General features: G+C 41.1%; 11 protein-coding genes. 8 read left to right on the top strand and 3 right to left on the bottom strand.

What is annotated here, in order from left to right:
- Nucleotides 1–447: 447 nt before the first annotated feature.
- From secA to H0W62_13165, 3 genes are read left to right on the top strand one after another with little or no spacing between them, the layout of a single operon-like run.
- A complete protein-coding gene (gene secA / locus H0W62_13155; protein MBA3649476.1) occupies nucleotides 448–3,783 on the top strand; it encodes a preprotein translocase subunit SecA in 3,336 nt (1,111 codons plus the stop codon).
- Complete coding sequence (gene deoC, locus H0W62_13160) at nucleotides 3,767–4,471, top strand: deoxyribose-phosphate aldolase (protein ID MBA3649477.1); 705 nt, start codon at nucleotides 3,767–3,769, stop codon at nucleotides 4,469–4,471. The genes secA and deoC overlap by 17 nt, the downstream gene beginning before the upstream one ends.
- A gap of 27 nt (nucleotides 4,472–4,498) precedes the next feature.
- Nucleotides 4,499–4,891: an SPOR domain-containing protein gene (locus tag H0W62_13165; protein ID MBA3649478.1), complete on the top strand. Its 393-nt coding sequence runs from the start codon at nucleotides 4,499–4,501 to the stop codon at nucleotides 4,889–4,891.
- A 9-nt stretch (nucleotides 4,892–4,900) separates the two neighbouring features.
- Here H0W62_13165 and H0W62_13170 read toward each other — a convergent pair whose 3' ends face one another.
- From H0W62_13170 to H0W62_13180, 3 genes are all read right to left on the bottom strand, one after another.
- The gene (locus H0W62_13170; protein MBA3649479.1) at nucleotides 4,901–5,485 is read right to left on the bottom strand and encodes a hypothetical protein; all 585 of its coding nucleotides are present in this window, start codon (nucleotides 5,483–5,485) and stop codon (nucleotides 4,901–4,903) included.
- A 290-nt stretch (nucleotides 5,486–5,775) separates the two neighbouring features.
- A complete protein-coding gene (locus tag H0W62_13175; GenBank protein ID MBA3649480.1) occupies nucleotides 5,776–6,528 on the bottom strand; it encodes a hypothetical protein in 753 nt (250 codons plus the stop codon).
- A 37-nt stretch (nucleotides 6,529–6,565) separates the two neighbouring features.
- Nucleotides 6,566–8,206 (bottom strand): T9SS type A sorting domain-containing protein, encoded by a 1,641-nt coding sequence (locus H0W62_13180; protein ID MBA3649481.1) that lies wholly within the window; start codon nucleotides 8,204–8,206, stop codon nucleotides 6,566–6,568.
- A gap of 137 nt (nucleotides 8,207–8,343) precedes the next feature.
- Here H0W62_13180 and H0W62_13185 point away from each other — a divergent pair, with 137 nt between their 5' ends.
- The 5 genes from H0W62_13185 to H0W62_13205 all read left to right on the top strand — a co-directional run bounded on the left by H0W62_13185 (nucleotide 8,344) and on the right by H0W62_13205 (nucleotide 18,071).
- The gene (locus H0W62_13185; protein ID MBA3649482.1) at nucleotides 8,344–9,534 is read left to right on the top strand and encodes an amidohydrolase; all 1,191 of its coding nucleotides are present in this window, start codon (nucleotides 8,344–8,346) and stop codon (nucleotides 9,532–9,534) included.
- Between the two features lie 306 nt (nucleotides 9,535–9,840).
- On the top strand, nucleotides 9,841–10,452 hold the full coding sequence (cysC, locus tag H0W62_13190) for an adenylyl-sulfate kinase (GenBank protein ID MBA3649483.1): 612 nt from the start codon (nucleotides 9,841–9,843) through the stop codon (nucleotides 10,450–10,452).
- 30 nt (nucleotides 10,453–10,482) lie between these two features.
- The gene (gene sat / locus H0W62_13195; GenBank protein MBA3649484.1) at nucleotides 10,483–11,646 is read left to right on the top strand and encodes a sulfate adenylyltransferase; all 1,164 of its coding nucleotides are present in this window, start codon (nucleotides 10,483–10,485) and stop codon (nucleotides 11,644–11,646) included.
- Nucleotides 11,647–12,266: 620 nt separating this feature from the next.
- A complete protein-coding gene (locus tag H0W62_13200) occupies nucleotides 12,267–15,116 on the top strand; it encodes a T9SS type A sorting domain-containing protein (protein ID MBA3649485.1) in 2,850 nt (949 codons plus the stop codon).
- Nucleotides 15,117–15,230: 114 nt separating this feature from the next.
- Nucleotides 15,231–18,071, top strand: coding sequence for an SBBP repeat-containing protein (locus H0W62_13205; protein MBA3649486.1), 2,841 nt, complete (start codon nucleotides 15,231–15,233; stop codon nucleotides 18,069–18,071).
- Nucleotides 18,072–18,260: the final 189 nt, after the last annotated feature.

Consider the following 18,260-nt stretch of genomic DNA (forward strand, 5'->3'; position numbering starts at 1 on the left):
AATGGAAGCTACTCCATCTGCGAAAATCCGTAATTGAAGAAATGCAGTTGCGATATTCATAATATTGAATAATCATTGACAGGGCACAGGGAATGCTCAGTTGTAGCTACGAATATGTGAGGATATCCCAACTCATCATCGAATAACTTTACAGAAGGTCTTTGCTTCTCAATATTCCTTTCATCGTCCGCTTTCTCAAGCTTTTAATTTTCAACTTTTCTAACATTTTAATTTTTCAACTTCATCTTCAACCTTCCAACCTCACTTCCTCTGCCATACTGTCTAATTTTGTATTAGGAACGTCTTTTGACTTACTTAATCCGGAACCAAAGCCTCGGATTTTTGAATTAACTTTGTCACCCTTTATTTATTACAGTCATTCCGACGCGCCGATGTTAACAGTCCATTATAAGTTTACGCTCTGCATGACCTTTAAAAAGAATTAGCATGTTTGGATTTATCACAAAATTACTTGGCGGCAATAAATCAGAAAAAGACGTTCGCTCTGTTGAGCCGGTTGTAGGGCAAATACTGGAAGAATTTGAAAAGCTTGCTTCCGTATCTAATGATGATCTCAGAAATAAAACAGAAGTCTTCCGCAACCGTATCCGGGAACATATTGCAGACATTACTTCAGAAATAGAATCCCTTAAGGTAGAAGCAGAAAAGGAGGAAGTTTTGTTTGATGAAAAGGAAGAGCTCTATAAAAAAATTGATCAGCTCGAAAAAAACCGCGACGAGAAAATTGAAGAAGTGCTGAATGAAATTCTTCCTGAGGCATTTGCCGTCATGAAGGAAACCGCGCGGCGCTTTACTGAAAATGAAACCCTAGTGGTTACTGCAAATGATCTGGACCGCGAGTTTGCCATAAAAAAAGATTTTTTATCTATTGATGGCAATCACGCTATCTACAAAAATACGTGGTTGGTACGCGGTATACCTGTCACCTGGAAAATGGTTCATTACGATGTGCAGCTCATCGGTGGTATCGTACTGCACCAAGGAAAAATTGCCGAGATGGCAACTGGTGAAGGAAAAACGCTGGTCTCAACACTACCAGCTTATCTAAATGCTCTTACCGGCCTTGGAGTGCATATAGTGACGGTAAACGATTATCTAGCACGTCGTGATGCAGAATGGAACGGTCCTCTGCTTCAATTCTTAGGAATTACCGTCGACTGCATTGACAACTATCAGCCTCATACGGCAGAACGCCGCGCTGCTTATAATTGCGATATTACGTATGGAACCAATAATGAATTTGGCTTCGATTATCTGCGCGATAACATGTCGCGCTCGAAGGAAGAACTGGTACAGCGCAAGCTGCATTATGCTATGGTAGATGAAGTGGACTCTGTGCTGATTGACGATGCGCGAACACCGCTTATTATTTCAGGCCCTGTTCCCAAAGGAGAAGACCAGGAATTTCAGCAAATGAAGCCACGGGTGATGAAGCTGGTAGAGGCTCAGAAGCGTGCGGTGAATGGTTTTCTGAATGATGCAAAGAAATTAATTGAAGCGGGAAAAGCAGGAGCTACCGACGGAGGGTTAGCCTTGTTACGTGCTCACCGCGGCTTGCCAAAATATGGTAACCTCATTAAGTACATGAGCGAAGAAGGCAATAAGGCGGTGATGTTGAAGTCCGAATCATACCACCTTTCCGATAACCAGAAAGAAATGCCTAAGGCCGATGCAGAGCTCTACTTCACCATTGATGAAAAAAACAACCAGGTAGATATCACTGAAAAAGGCATTGAGCTGATTACCGAATCCGGCGAGGACAAAAGCTTTTTTGTGATGCCTGATGTGGGTGCACAGGTTGCCGAGATTGAAAAGATGGAAATTCCTCCGCAGGAGAAACTTCAAAATAAGGATTCATTGATGCAGGACTTCGCCATCAAGAGCGAACGCATTCACACCGTACAGCAACTGTTAAAAGCATATGCGCTCTTTGAAAAAGATGTGGAATATGTGGTGATGGATGGAAAAGTGAAGATCGTGGACGAGCAAACCGGCCGTATCCTGGAAGGCAGAAGATATTCGGATGGATTGCACCAGGCAATCGAAGCAAAGGAAAATGTAAAGGTGGAAGCAGCTACACAAACATTTGCTACTGTCACCCTTCAGAATTATTTCCGCATGTACCATAAGCTTTCCGGGATGACAGGAACTGCGGAAACAGAAGCCGGCGAATTCTGGTCTATCTATAAGCTGGATGTAGTGGTTATTCCTACTAATGTTCCGATGATCCGGAAAGATGAGCAGGACCTGGTTTATAAAACCAAGCGCGAAAAATACAATGCAGCTATAGATGAAATAGTGAAGCTGAGCAAAGCAGGAAGGCCCGTATTGGTGGGCACAACCTCTGTAGAGGTTTCGGAGCTGTTAAGCCGTATGCTCAAATTCAAAAATATTAAGCATAATGTATTGAATGCAAAACAACACCAGCGCGAAGCAGAGATAGTGGCAGAAGCAGGATTGACCAGCGGGGTAACGATTGCAACGAATATGGCCGGGCGGGGTACGGATATCAAGCTTGGTTCAGGGGTAAAAGATGCCGGTGGCCTCGCTATAGTGGGCACAGAACGCCACGAAGCCCGCCGTGTTGATCGCCAGTTGCGCGGCCGTGCTGGGAGACAAGGCGATCCGGGAACAACTGAGTTTTTTGTTTCATTGGAAGATGATCTGATGCGCCTTTTTGGAAGTGATCGTATTGCCGGCATGATGGATAGGTTTGGCTATAAAGAAGGAGAAGTGATTCAGCATGCCATGATCACTAAATCTATTGAGCGGGCGCAGCGAAAGGTGGAGGAAAATAACTTCGGAATACGCAAGCGCTTGCTGGAATATGATGATGTGATGAATGCGCAAAGAGAGGTTATATACAAGAAGCGTCGCCACGCTTTATTTGGTGAACGTCTTTCCTACGATCTCTACAATATGATCTATGATTTGTGCGAAGACATAGTAAGCCAATACCAGCAATCAAACGATTATGAAGGATTCAAGCTGGATGTAATCCGCTACCTGTCTACAGATACCCAAATCACTGACACCGATTTTAAAGGAAAGAAAATAAACGAATTAACCCAGCAGTTGTACGATGAGGCCACGGAGGTTTACAAGCGTAAGATGCAGCACCTGGGTGAAGCAGTTCATCCGGTTATAAAAGATGTTTACTTGAACCGTGCTGACACTATTGAAAATATAGTGGTTCCCTTTACGGATGGAAGCAGAGGTATACAAATCATAGCCAACCTGAAAAAATCTTACGAAACAGAAAGCCGCGAAGTGGTCCATGCATTTGAACGCAGCGTTACCCTTTCTTTTATTGATGAAGCCTGGAAAGAGCACCTTCGCCAGCTTGATGATCTTAAACAGTCTGTTCAGAATGCAGTCTATGAACAAAAAGACCCCCTGCTTATTTATAAGTTTGAAGCATTTGAGCTTTTTAAGAAAATTGTGGGTGAGATAAACCGGGATGTAATCTCATTTTTATTCAAAGCAAATCTTCCTATTCAGCAGGGCAGCCAGTTGAACCAGGCGCGCCAGTTAGAAAAAACGGATTACAGCCGCATGCGCGAAGGCCGCGGTGCCATAGCTGCCAGTGCTTCTCAGAGAATGAATGGAAATGGAAATTCTAATGGAAACGGTGAAGGCCATGAGCAAGAGGCACCAAAAAAACTGGAACCCATTCGTGTAGGTCCCAAAGTAGGTAGAAACGATCCTTGCCCTTGCGGCAGTGGAAAAAAATATAAAAATTGTCATGGAAAAGAAGCGTGAGCAAAGTGCAGTCCGGAATCTTGAAGGCGGAGATATAGCATCAAAGATCGATTACACCTTATTAAGGCAGGATACTACCCTGAAGCAGATAAAAAAGCTTTGCGACGAGGCATTAAGCCACCATTTCGCCTCGGTTTGCGTTCCTCCTTATTTTGTGCGTAATGCCTTTCAGTTCTTAGAAGATTCTAAAATTAAAATTGCCACGGTTATCGGCTTTCCTTTAGGGTACTGCACTTCCTTTATTAAAGTGGAAGAAGCAAAGAAAGCGATGGACGACGGAGCAAGTGAGCTGGATGTGGTGATGAACCTGGCAGCTTTTTTCTCTGGAAATGATAATGATGTTTTGCAGGAGCTGCAGAGTATCACCACGCTCGCACACCTAAAAAGCAAAATGGTAAAGCTGATCATAGAAACCGGCCTACTTGCCGATGATGATGTAAAGCGTGCGTGTAAACTGGCTGTGAAAGCAGATGTTGATTTCGTAAAGACATCCACGGGATTTAACGGTGAAGGAGCTTCTATAGAAGTGATAGAGAAGATTCGGGATCTTCTTCCCAAGAAAATGAAGATTAAAGCATCGGGTGGAATAAAAACCAGGGAACAGGTAATCGCTTTCTTAAAAGCAGGGGCAGACCGTATCGGTACTTCCTCTGCAGTGGAAATTATGGAATCAGTGACAGCAGAATAAACGTCAAACTTTCTCTGAAATAATTAATTGATAAAATTAGTTTTTCTTCTAAGTTTATTACTTCCCTGCCTTGCATTTGCGCAGGCCGGTGAGGTTACTATAGTTCAGGATTCAGGTGTGCAAAAGGCAGTCGACCTCTATGGCCAGTTTGCAAAGGATAAAAGAAGTGTAAGTGGCTTTCGCATACAGATCGTGGCGGACCAGCATCGTCAAACAGTTATGGATCAGAAACTACGGTTTGAACAGCTTTATCCCGGTGTGAATACTTATTTCAACTACCAGCCGCCTCAGTTCAAATTACGGGTGGGCAATTTTATTTCCCGCGAAGAAGCAAACAGTTTCCTGCAACAGGTGAAAGATGATTTCCCGATGGCCTTTTTAGTGCCCGATAAAGTAATAGTAAAGGGCGTTGGCTGGTGAATCTGTTTATTACTGATAATAGACCATGCCACTGTATTCATGATCCCCCATCTTTAATTGAATGAAATACAATCCTTTCGGAACAGCGGCATCGAAGTTGATCGCGGTCTTTAAGATGCCATTGCTAACCGTTATTTGCCTGCCTGAAATAATTTTTCCCATAGGATTGATGATTTCCAGAATCCCTGAGGTTACCCCAGTTTGAGTTTGCAATTGAACGGTAAAGGAACTACTGGTAATCGTTGGGAAGATGGCAAAGCCGTGGTCAACAGCAGATTCTTTTAACGAAGAGTAATTAGAAGCATTTTCGCTGCCCCTTTGATTATCAAATTCTGCCGGTTCGAGACGTATGACCCAGTAATCATCATATCCCTGATTTCCGGTGACGTCTCCATCAGCAGATGTTGAAGAGCCCCCTACAACAATATCCCCTTTATTTGCCTGAACTACAGAAGCCACCTCATCCTGCGAGCTTCCTCCGAGTGATACTTGTCCTTCCAATTTACCCCGAGTGCTTATTTTAATTACCCAAAAATCATCAGATCCGTGATTACCAGTCACCTCTCCATCATTTGATTCGCTGAGTCCTGCCACTATATACCCACCGTCCTTAGCCTGAATGATGCTATTCGCACGATCATCTTCACTGCCACCATAAGATTTCTGCCATTGCAGATTACCGATGCTATCAAGCTTCGCTAACCAGTAATCAAAGCCACCAAAATTTTTTCTTACATCGCCCGTAAATGAATTGCTGTAGCCTGCAACTAAATAGCCTTTATCGGAGGATTGAATAATATCTCGTCCCCAGTCATCTCCTGATCCTCCAAGAGATTTTTCCCATTCTAAAATACCTTCCGGGCTTAGTTTTACTACCCAATAGTCTAGTTGTAAAGTGCATTTCTGTCATCGTGATGATCGGAAATATCTCCGTCTGTTGAGGAAGATAATCCTGCAATAATATACCCTCCATCTGTAGTTTGTTTAATTGAATTAGGAAAATCAAATCCAGAACCACCAAATGATTTTTGCCATTGAATATTGCCGAATGAATTAAGCTTTACTACCCAATAGTCATAGTCGCCGTGATTGCCGGTAACATCTCCATCAACTGAATTCGAATATCCAGTTGTAATGTAACCCCCGTCATTAGTTTGCTGAATGGAAAAAGCATCTTCATATCCGCTGCCTCCCAAGGTTTTATTCCATTCCATTTTTCCATCACTATCCACTTTTATGATCCAAAAATCCGAATTACCATGATTAAATAAAATATCACCATCATTAGAAAAGGTGTATCCTGCGATAATATATCCTCTGTCAACTGTTTTCTGAACTGAAGTTCCTCCATCGTATATTGAGCCTCCATAGGATTTCTGCCACTGCAGTTTTCCGTTCGCGGTTATCTTTGCAATCCATGCATCGCCGTTGTCATGAGTGCCCGTAACATCACCATCTTTTGAATCCGAAATACCGCAAGTTATAAATCCATCATTGCTATCCTGAGTGATATCTAGCAAGATATCATCACCACTGCCACCATAAGTCTTCTCCCACCTTATATCGGGAATTTGTGCCGAGCTAATTATCTGAAAATGGATAGAAACCAAAATAAACAAAATATACATTTTCATGATCATAAATTTGACTAAACTGTTTTCCTCAGCTACTTATTTAGCTGTGATAGAATTTTTCAACGTAATGCTGATTACCGACTTTTACCCTTATATAATACATTCCTTTTGGAATACCGGCATCTAAATGCATTGGAGCCTGAAGCCTGCCATCGGTGATTTTAATTCTTTTGCTTACTATAAGTTGTCCAAGCGGGTTTATGATTTCAATGATGGCAGATGTTGCATCATTCGGCGTTTGTAATCGAATATTGAGGGAGGTATTGGTGATGGCGGGGGAGACAGAAAAAAAAGAGCTATTGAAAGCAAAAGTTTCTTTTAATGTCGAGTAATCACCGTTATTAAAAGCGATTTCATTATCGCTTTGACTGTCCAATTCTTCCGGTTCGAGACGTACTATCCAGTAATCATAATATCCATGGTTGTCCGTCACGTCGCCATCAGTAGATGCAGCCGAACCACCCACGACTATGTTTCCGTTATTTGCCTGAACTACAGACGACAATTCGTCCTGGCTACTGCCTCCAAGGGACATCTGCCCTTCAAGTTTCCCCCTCTCACTAATCTTTATTATCCAATAATCATCTGATCCGTGGTTACCAGTCACCTCTCCATCGTTTGATTCGCTGAATCCAGCTACTATATATCCTCCATCTTTTGCCTGGATAATTCGATTAGCAAAATCGTCATTGCTACCACCATAAGATTTCTGCCATTGCAGGTTACCGATGCTGTCGAGCTTTGATATCCAATAATCCAGACCTCCAAAATTTTTTCTCACGTCGCCTGTAAAGGAATTGCTGTAGCCAGCTACCACATAACCTTTATCGGGTGTTTGAATAATATCTCTGCCCCAGTCATCTCCTGATCCTCCAAGAGATTTTTCCCATTTGATTTTTCCGTCTGAATTTAGCTTTATTACCCAGTAATCGTTATTATAAATTGCATTCCTATCATCGTGATGATCAGAAACATCGCCGTCTGTAGAAGTGGACAGCCCTGCAATGATATATCCACCCTCTGCGGTCTGCCTGATGGAATTTGGGAAATCAGTGCCTGAACCACCAAATGATTTTTCCCACTCCATAAAACCCGCCGGGTTAAGCTTCACTACCCAATAGTCATAGTCGCCGTGGTTGCCGGTAACATCTCCATCAACTGAATTCGAATATCCCGTTGTTATGTAACCCCCGTCATAAGTTTGCTGAATGGAAAATGCTTCATCTACACCACTTCCACCTAACGACCTTTGCCACTGAATATTTCCAAAGCTATCAATTTTCACAATCCAAAAATCAAGACTATTATGATTATCCGTAACATCTCCATCATTTGAATCGCTCGTTCCTGCAATTATATATCCTTGGTCGCTGGTTTTATGAACTGAAAAAGCACTTTCATAACCAGAACCACCTAAGGATTTCTGCCAAATTAATTTTCCTTGCATATCTAACTTCAATATCCAGAAATCACCATTTCCATGACTTTGAGTTACATCGCCATCTTCGGAATACGCTAAACCAGCAGCAATAAATCCACCATCATTAGTAGTATCAATTGAATATAGATCATCCGAATTACTTCCTCCATATGAATTTTCCCAACTTATTTGAGGAATTTGTGAGAAAGCAATTAAATGATAGGAACCATATATAACTATGAATATTATTGATTTTATCATAAAACAAGTATTTCTTAAAGATAGCATTCTGATAAGTAATTTTGTCCCAGGCAACAACCAATTTTGAAATTTTTATTACTTGAAAGTGACTCATAGAGCTAAAAACTCCTTCCTAGATTAATGCAAGAAAAAAGTTAATGGTTAATAAAGAGCGCGTAAAAGAGTTATCGGCAAAAATCAAAGAGGAAATCATCTCCATTCGCCGCCACCTCCATGCCCATCCTGAATTGTCTTTTCAGGAAATAGAAACGGCCAAGTTTATTTCTTCAAAACTTTCAGCATGGAACATTGAACATCAGACCGGCATTGGAGGTAATGGAATTGTTGCACTCATCAAGGGGAGAAATCCTGGAAAGAAAACGATAGCACTTCGTGCCGACATGGATGCACTTCCCATTACGGAAAAAAATGAAGTAGAATATAAATCTCAACATAACGGGATCATGCATGCCTGCGGTCACGATGTTCATTCAGCATCATTGCTCGGTACTGCAAAAATTTTAAATGATTTAAAGAATGAATTTGAAGGAACCATTAAGCTGATCTTTCAGCCTGCAGAAGAAAAGCTGCCCGGCGGAGCATCAATAATGATTAATGATGGAGTACTTGAAAATCCAAAACCAGACGTAATAATTGCACAGCATGTATTCACCCCTTTGCATGTTGGAACTGCAGGCTTTCGTCCTGGAAAATATATGGCATCAGCAGATGAAATTTATATTACGGTAAAAGGTAAAGGAGGTCATGCCGCGGATCCGGCCCTTGTTATAAATCCAATCTTTATTGCTGCAAGACTATTGTCTGAGCTTGAAGAATTAATGCAGCAGTTGTCAACTTCCGAAATTCCTACTGTTCTTAACTTTGGAAAGGTAATTGGCGCAGGTGCCACCAATGTAATTCCGGACGAAGTAACAATTGATGGTACGCTGCGAACACTCGATGAAGCCTGGCGTGAAACAGTGCATCATAATCTGAAAGAGCTGATTCAAAACTTTTCTGAAAAGGACAAGACCATAGTTCTTTTACGGATGGATAAAGGATACCCCTGCCTCATTAATGATAAGGTGATCACTTCTGAGGCAAGGTCATTTGCGGAGGATTATCTGGGAAAGGAAAATGTGAAGGATCTTGATATCAGAATGGCATCGGAAGATTTTGCCTTTTTTTCCCAGGCAATTCCTGCATGCTTTTACCGTATTGGTACCGGAAATCCTGAAAAGAACATTACATCCGGTGTGCATACACCTGTCTTCAATATTGATGAGGATGCACTTGAAATTTCGACCGGCTTAATGGCATGGATCGCATTAAATTTATTGCTGAATTAACAGACTTTTAAGCTACTGCTATAATAGTAATTTTTATAACAGAAATGGTTAACCTATTGTGTTAATATTCAGGATTTTTATTATTAAATAACCGTTTCATTCTATATTCTTTATAGGATAATTTCTTTACCTTGTGCCACTTGATAAAAAATAGTTGGAACGTTTGCCTGACGTGATTTCGAAACAGTAAACTTTGTTTCGGTGCAACAACCTGAGAATGCAGAATTACTATATCTTTGCGGGCTTTTAAAGCAAAATCCTCATACATTTTTTTTTAACCAATATTAAATCAATAAAAATTAAACAATGGCTGAAGTAAAATACATTATTCCTCACGGTCACACTATAACTAAGGAAAACCGCCAGGAACTTAAAGGTCACAAGTCCTGCATTCTCTGGTATACGGGCCTTTCCGGCTCCGGTAAATCTACGCTCGCGAATAAGGTGGAGGAGAAAATGTTTGAAATGGGACTTCATACTTATATTCTCGATGGAGACAATGTAAGGATGGGCTTAAATAAAGGGTTGGGATTTTCCGAAGAAGACCGTAAAGAAAATATCCGCCGCATCGGGGAAGTATCGAAACTGTTTGTGGACGCAGGAATAATTGTTGGCACTGCCTTTATCTCCCCTTTTCGCTCCGACCGTGATATGGTGCGCAGTATTGTAAAAGAGGGTGAGTTTGTTGAAATTTTTATTGATGCCCCGCTTGATGTATGCGAGAAGCGCGACCCGAAAGGACTCTATAAAAAAGCGCGCTCAGGAGAAATAAAGCAATTTACCGGTATTGATTCTCCGTATGAAGCTCCTGAAAAAGCCGAAATGGTAGTTAAAACCGGAGAGAAATCTCTGGAAGAATGTGCTGCAGATGTTATCAACTGGCTTACGGCAAATAATTATATTCCAGCCGAAGATTAATTTTTTTAATTTAATATAAAAGTAACAAACATGAATCAACCTCACGGGGGAACGCTTGTGAACCGTTATGCCACGGATAAACGCAGGGATGAATTAGAAAAAAATATGGCGTCAAAATTCCAGCTTACTATTGAAGACCGGTATGGTGCAGATGTAGAGATGATCGCGATCGGAGCATTTAGCCCTCTTACCGGATTTATGGGTAAAGCAGATTCCGAATCTGTAATTGAAAATATGGAACTGACCAATGGACTTTCATGGGGAATACCCATTCTGCTTCCTGCGGGAGATAAATTTGATCAGTTGCGCGAAGGAGAAGAAATTGCTTTGCTGGACAAAACCGGCCGTACCCTTGCCATTATGATGGTTAATGAAAAATTTGAGCTGAACCTCGATACGCTCTGTCAGAAATGTTTCAAAACTACAGACGATAAACATCCCGGCGTTAAAGCAATTCTTAACGGTGGAAACAAATTTATTGCAGGCGACCTGGAGATGGTTAACCGTCCTTTAAGGAATGAAACAATCGATGAAAAATACTACCTGGATCCTTCCGAGACACGTGCTGAATTTGAAAAGCGTAACTGGAAAACTATTGTTGCCTTTCAGACAAGAAACCCTATTCACCGTGCGCATGAATACCTGATCAAATGCGCCCAGGAAATTGTGGATGGAGCTTTGATACACCCAATTGTCGGTGAAACAAAATCAGATGACATTCCAGCACCCGTGCGTATGAAATGTTACGAAGCATTAATCTCTAATTATTTTAATAGTAATAATACGATGCTGAGTGTATTGCCTACTGCCATGCGATATGCAGGGCCTCGCGAGGCAATTAACCACACTGTAATAAGGAAAAACTACGGCTGCACACACATGATTATTGGCCGTGACCACGCCGGTGTTGGAACCTATTATGGTACCTATGAAGCACAGGAGATGATGGATAAGGTGGCCGATAAAATTGGTATGCAGATCCTGAAATTCGAAAACACCTTCTGGTGCATCAATACAGAAAGCATGGCATCCAGCAAAACAGCTCCCAAAGACCCTGAGATGGTTTCCCTCAGCGGAACTAAAGTGCGTGAGATGCTGCGCGATGGGCAGCGTCCTCCTAAAGAGTTTTCCCGCCCTGAAGTAGCAGATATTCTTATTGAATGGGCAACAGCGAATGCAGCGGTGAGCGTATAAGGGCTGACTTAATTAAAATGCAGAAGCCGTCTCTTAATGGAGGCGGCTTTTTTAGTTTTTAACCTTTAGCATTTCTGCTTTTATTCTACAATATTCCAGGTTTTTAAATTTTTAATTTTAATAAAATGTTAACCATGAAAATATTTCCTTTGATTCTCCTCCATATATTGGGATAACCATTTATTCTCTCTATGCTAAGTCTCAAGTTCTGTCACTCATTTGTGATCTGGACACCACTCCTATGATAGCCAATCCTTTCAATTAAAAGTAATTCTTCGGGACTTTTGTTTACGATCTCTTCATTTCAAATATGAAGGCAATATTTCACAACATATTCATAACGACCTTAGGTAAATTACTTCTGGGAAAAAATCTTTACCCTGGTTTCTATCTTTTAAACCTTATTAAAAACATCAAGATTCTGCACGAGAATAAAGTCGTTAAAAAATAAGAGATTAGGCAACGTCTGCTTAAGCACAATCATATTTACAAAATGTTACAATTCTTTATCCCTTTGACCATTGTTGGATCCAGTTTTTTCAATTCAGCAGCAATTAAACTTTACCTTCCATATACTGTCAATAGATAATCGGTTACATATCCTTTTAAATTTTATTTCTATGAAAAAAAATATACTTTTTATTTTCCTTTTTTTTTTTAAAGAATTATGCTTTCATCCCGCTCAGGCACAAATAAAAAACCTTAACTTTCATAGCCCATGTGGTTTTATAGAAAATAAAGGACAGGTTACAGATCAGAATGGTAATAAAAGAGATGATGTTAAATTTATTTATTCCAGCGGTTCGTTTAAGCTTATTCTTCGTAGCGATGGTTACAGTTATCAGTGGTCGCAGGTTATTCCGGCTGGGAACGATAACTCTGAATCCGGACAAAATAAATTACAACAAGATGAAGATGATCTTCCCGATCTCCCCATCAATATAATAAGTAATCGCATAGATGTACAATTCACTGCCTGCAGCTCTACTGCCACAATAGAAGGATCAGATCCACTTAATTTTTATACCAACTATTTTAATAACAATACTGGCTTATCCGGCATTAAAAAAGTGAAAAGTTTCAGCAGTGTTGTTTACAAAGATATTTACAAGGATATAGATCTTATATTTTCGTTAATACCAAATAAGCAAGGTGACTTTAAACCAGAGTATAAATTTATAATTCATCCTGCTGCTGATATAAGAGACATTGCTCTTTCATTCAATGGTGAAAAAAGTCTCTTTCTCGATGCCAATGACGAATTGCAGGCGCATGCTGATTTAGGCTTTGTGAAAGAAACGTGCCCGGCTATCCTATCAGGCGATGGGAATTTTTTCCAGCGTGGAAAATTTATTTTGAAAGGAAACACTCTCTCATTTGCAGATGTAAAGCGCAATCAAGATCAGTTAGTTATAATTGATCCGTTGATAGAATGGGGATCCTATTATGGCGGATACGAAAAAGATGTACCTGATGAACTTGCGTACGATGGCAGGCAGCACCTCTATCTTACGGGCCGCACGCATTCCTCTTCAATGATTGCTACCAGCGGCACGCATCAAGCCATTTATAGCGGAGGTGATGACGTGCCTCTCATTAAGCTGGATGAACAGGGTAATATTTTATGGGGCACCTATTACGGTGGAAAAGGCAATGATGTGGCTTTTGCCATTACAACGGATACCATAGGAAACATTTTTCTTGGCGGCCGAACGGAAAGTATTACAGGTATTGCTACCGATAGTGCAGTGATCGATACTTTTTCAGGAGGTTTCTTTGATGTGTTTATAGCGAAGTTCGATTCCTCCGGCAACCTGCTTTACGGAACTTATATGGGTGGCGATCTGAAGGATGAAGTTCAGGAACTGGCAACCAACACACATGGTGACCTTTATGTGAGTGGCTATACGGAAAGTTTATACGGTATTGCTACTCCAGGCGCTTATAAAACAAATGGCAATACTGATGGAAAAATATTCCTAATGAGATGGACCAACGACATGCACCTTTTATGGGGCACATATTATGGCGGGAACGGACGCGACAGGGGTCACGGCGTATGCGAGGATAAGTTCGGACACGTGTACCAGGTGGGAACCGTTGGCAGCAAAGACAGTGTAGCAACAACCGGCGCTTTTCAAACATCGATAGGTGGTAAGCTCGATGGCTTTCTTGCTTCCTGGACACCGGATGGAAATCTGCGATGGGCAACCTATTACGGGGGCGAATTCGACGAGCGGCTGCGGGATGTAAAAACGGATAATGATGGAAATATTTATTTCGTCGGGCAAACAGAAAGTAACCACAGTATTGCCACCCCTGGTGTATTTAAAGAAACTTTTTCAGCAACGGAAAATACTGACCGCGATGGCCTGATTGCTAAGTTTGATTCTTTCGGCAACCGCATCTGGGGTACCTATTACGGTGGAGAATACATAGAGCAGCCGCGATCGCTTAGGGTGCCTCCAACAGGGGCTCCCATATATATCAGCGGTGTAACTAAAAGTGAAAAAGGGTTGGCAACACCCGGTGCCTACAATGTGGACTTGGGTGGATTCAATGATGCTTTTATGGCAATCATTAACCATGACGCAACCCAGTTATTGTACTCGACCTACTATGGTGGAAAAGGGTCAGAATCTCTTAATGCCGGCGGTTGGTACGGACCGCCTCTTACAATTGATGAAAATGAAAATGTCTTCCTTTCGTCTGCAACAAGAAGTGCTGACAGCATTGCCACAGCCGGCTCTTACCGGGATACCATTTTAACTACCGATGAATATGATTTTTTTGTTGCAAAATTTAATAATACCTGCAGTGATGCCTGGGAAAATAATAATGACATTGCACATGCTCCTAAAATTCCCCTGGATCCGCGTTCAGGGCAGGCAACCATCCATGGGGAAATAAAAGATTCTTCTGATAAGGATTATTTTAAAATTACACTAGGGCAAAATTACAGGCAGTTAGTTTTATCATTGAGCGAATTGCCCATTGACGCAGATTTATTTGTGTACGACGGAACAGGAAATGAATTGGCTTCAGCCCAAAATGTTCAAAATATAAGTGAACAGATTACACTTAATACTGCAGACAGTGGCATCTATTATATACTTGTAAAAGCAGGCAATACACCGGACACGGCCAACAATGATTGCTACAAGCTTAATATAACAGCCAGCAATGACATTCCCCTTGCCATAACCCCGCTTAGCAGTGAAGAACATTTTACATTGTATCCGAACCCGGCCAATAAAGCTACCGTCCTTCAATTACAATGTGACCAGTTAGGATTTTATTCCATACAAATTACGGACCTGCTGGGAAAAGTTTCCCAATTGAAAACAGTGAAAATGGAAATGGGAAGGAATAATATTGCCCTTGATTTAACGGGTTATGCTTCCGGTATTTATGAGGTTAGTATTTCCGGGAATGGATTACATGCGAAGCAAACATTAGCAATTCAATAATTTTATATGGGCTGATTGTAAATCTGAAATAAGCTATTCCATCTGATTAAAATCTTTAGTCATCACTAATATAATAAATCATAAAATGTATTTTCAAGTTAAATTATAGAATTTATGAAAACAAGTACTTTCTTTTTACTGATGATTTATTTCCTGATACAGTTTTCTGCTGCTCAGCCAGTGGCTCAAAATCTTTACAATCACAATCCCTATGGCTTTACAGAAAACAAGGGTCAGATCCGTGATCAGAATGGGGATGTAAGAAATGATGTAAGGTTTATTTTTTCCGATGGCTGCTTTAAAATAATTCTTCGTGATAACGGTTTTAGCTATGAGTGGTCAAAGGCAGTTCCGTCAATTTCAAATGGTGCTGAATCAGGTCAGCTTGATCAGGATGATGATGAAGAAATGAATGAAATTCCTGAAAACATCAACGCGAATCGTATTGATATTACACTTAACAATTGTAACAAGGGTATTTTAATTTCAGGTAGTGACCCTTTATCTTTTTATACTAATTATTTTAATGGCTACACTGGTCCGAAAGGTATTCGGCGCGTGCATTGTTTTAATGAGGTAACCTACCAGAATATTTACAATGGGATTGATCTCGTTTTCTCACTTATAAAAAATGGCGCTGGACCAATCCGGCCTGAATATAAATTTATTATTCATGAAGGCGGAAACAGCAATAAGATTTCACTTTCATACAGCGGTGAAAAACTGTTCTCTTTAAATAAAGACGGTTCCCTGCAAAGTAATGCCGATTTAGGTTTTGTAAAAGAATCCAATCCTGTTATCCAGTCAACCGATGGAGGATTTATTGAAACAGGAAAATTTATAGTAAAAGGAAGCAATGTATCCTTTGCGCCAATAAAATCAACTCTGGCTCAGGAATTTATTATTGATCCAACAATAGAATGGGGATCCTATTATGGCGGAAACGGACGGGATGTTCCCGATGAGCTTGCCTATGATGGCAAGCAACACATTTACCTAACCGGCCGTACTCAATCAACAGATATGATTGCCACCAAGGGTACCTATCAAACAAGCTATGCAGGGCGCGATGATGTGCCGCTCATTAAAATTGACGAACAGGATAATGTGGTATGGGGAACCTATTACGGTGGCAAAAATAACGATGTTTCCTGGGCCATTACTACGGATTCCACGGGCAATATATTCCTTGGTGGCAGAACAGTAAGTGCATCGGGTATTGCCACAAAAGATGCTGTGATAGATACTGTTTCAGGCGGATATTTTGATGTATTTATTGCCAAGTTCAGTCCGGAGGGAGATTTATTATATGGTACTTACATGGGTGGAGATTTAAAAGATGAGGTTCAGGGAATGGCAACGGACATTGAAGGTAACCTGTATGTGAGCGGCTATACAGAAAGCTTGTATGGCATTGCCACTCCGGGTGCTTTTAAAACTACTGGTGATACCACCGGTGAAATCTTTTTAATGAAATGGAATAATAAGATGAAGTTGCTCTGGAGCACTTATTATGGGGGTGAGGGCCGTGATCGCGGCCATGGTGTGAACGTGGATAAATTCGGACAAGTCTATCAAACAGGAACGGCGGACAGTAAACAAAATATTGCTACTCCCGGAAGTTTTCAACCAACAAAAGGTGGCGCCCTTGACGGATTTCTTATTCGCTGGACTACGGGCGGACAGCCAGTTTGGAGCACTTACTATGGCGGCGAAGCAGATGAGCACTGCCGAGATGTAAAATCCGACGATGATGGCAATGCTTACTTTGTCTGTCAAACAAAAAGCACTTCAAATATTGCAACTCCAGGTACTTTTAAAGATTCTTTCATTGGTGAGGAAGACGGAGATAAAGATGCAGCCATTGTAAAGTTTGACTCTTCAGGAAAAAGAATATGGGGAACCTATTTTGGAGGAAACTTTATTGAGATGCCGCGCTCGCTGCGTGTTCCTCCTACAGGGGCGCCGGTGTACATTAGCGGTCTCACAAAAAGTAATTCAGGATTAGCGACCGATGAAGCTTATAATGTGGACCTTGGCGGCCATAACGATGCCTTTTTTGCAGTGATCAACCAAGATGCAAGCCAGCTAATGTACTCCACCTATTATGGAGGCAAAGGAACTGAGTCCATCAATTCCGGCGGATGGTATGGACCATCTATGGAGCTCGATGAAAACGAAAATGTCTTTCTTTCCTCTGCAACAAAAAGCCCGGACAGCATTGCTACACCGGGTGCTTATCGCGATACCATATTAACCACAAATGAATTTGATTTCTTCATTGCAAAATTTAATAATAGCTGCAGCGATCCGTGGGAAAACAATTACAACTTCACACATGCACCGAAAATTCCTCTGGATCCCCTGACTCAGACTGCAAAATTACATGGTCAAATTATTACCGGTTCGGATAAGGATTATTTCAAGTTTGAACTAGACAAAAAGTTTTCCTCGCTCACCGTTTCCTTATTTGATTTGCCTTTTAACGGTGATTTATTTTTGTATGATGAAGACAAAAATCAGCTTGCCACTTCCCAGCTTCCGCAACATTCTAATGAAAGTATAACGATTACGAATGCAACGAAAGGAACTTATTATGTCCTTGTAAAAGATCACGACACGGCCGGAATAAATAATGCAGAGTGCTATCAATTAGCGATATCTGTGAGTGATGCTTCTCCAAAATTGATGCTTGATGCGGAAGAGGCAAATTTTACATTAAGTCCCAATCCGGCGCATGAATTCACTACGCTCCATTTCCAGTGTAAACATGCGGAAACCTATAACATAGAAATTATCAACGCCACAGGAATACCGGTTCAGTCAAAAAAAGCTGAGATGAAAGAAGGATTAAATACTGTTAAAATAACATTGACATCATTAGCTTCAGGAATCTACCACTTAAAAATTTCTGGCAAGGGCGAACAATGGTTGCAGGAATTGGTGATTCAATAAGGAAGTATTACAGTCTTCGATGTCTCAGGCTTGCCACAGTTCCGTGCTAACCCACAAGTTTTTAGGGTCAACCTGAAAACTCAAAAGGCTTATCTATGAAGGATTTCACAATGGGATGTGGAAAATGAAAAGCCCCAAAACGCAGATAAGCATGCAATTTTGGGGCAGATCAATTTGCACTTCAAATGT

It is taken from the genome of Chitinophagales bacterium (assembly GCA_013816805.1).
In the GTDB taxonomy this organism is placed as follows: Bacteria; Bacteroidota; Bacteroidia; order Chitinophagales; family UBA10324; genus MGR-bin340.

Coding starts and splice junctions, on each gene's coding strand:
- secA (MBA3649476.1), top strand. CDS start 448: ATGTTTGGATTTATCACAAAATTACTTGGCGGCAATAAATCAGAAAAA.
- sat (MBA3649484.1), top strand. CDS start 10,483: ATGAATCAACCTCACGGGGGAACGCTTGTGAACCGTTATGCCACGGAT.
- H0W62_13185 (MBA3649482.1), top strand. CDS start 8,344: ATGGTTAATAAAGAGCGCGTAAAAGAGTTATCGGCAAAAATCAAAGAG.
- cysC (MBA3649483.1), top strand. CDS start 9,841: ATGGCTGAAGTAAAATACATTATTCCTCACGGTCACACTATAACTAAG.
- H0W62_13200 (MBA3649485.1), top strand. CDS start 12,267: ATGAAAAAAAATATACTTTTTATTTTCCTTTTTTTTTTTAAAGAATTA.
- deoC (MBA3649477.1), top strand. CDS start 3,767: ATGGAAAAGAAGCGTGAGCAAAGTGCAGTCCGGAATCTTGAAGGCGGA.
- H0W62_13180 (MBA3649481.1), bottom strand. CDS start 8,206: ATGATAAAATCAATAATATTCATAGTTATATATGGTTCCTATCATTTA.
- H0W62_13205 (MBA3649486.1), top strand. CDS start 15,231: ATGAAAACAAGTACTTTCTTTTTACTGATGATTTATTTCCTGATACAG.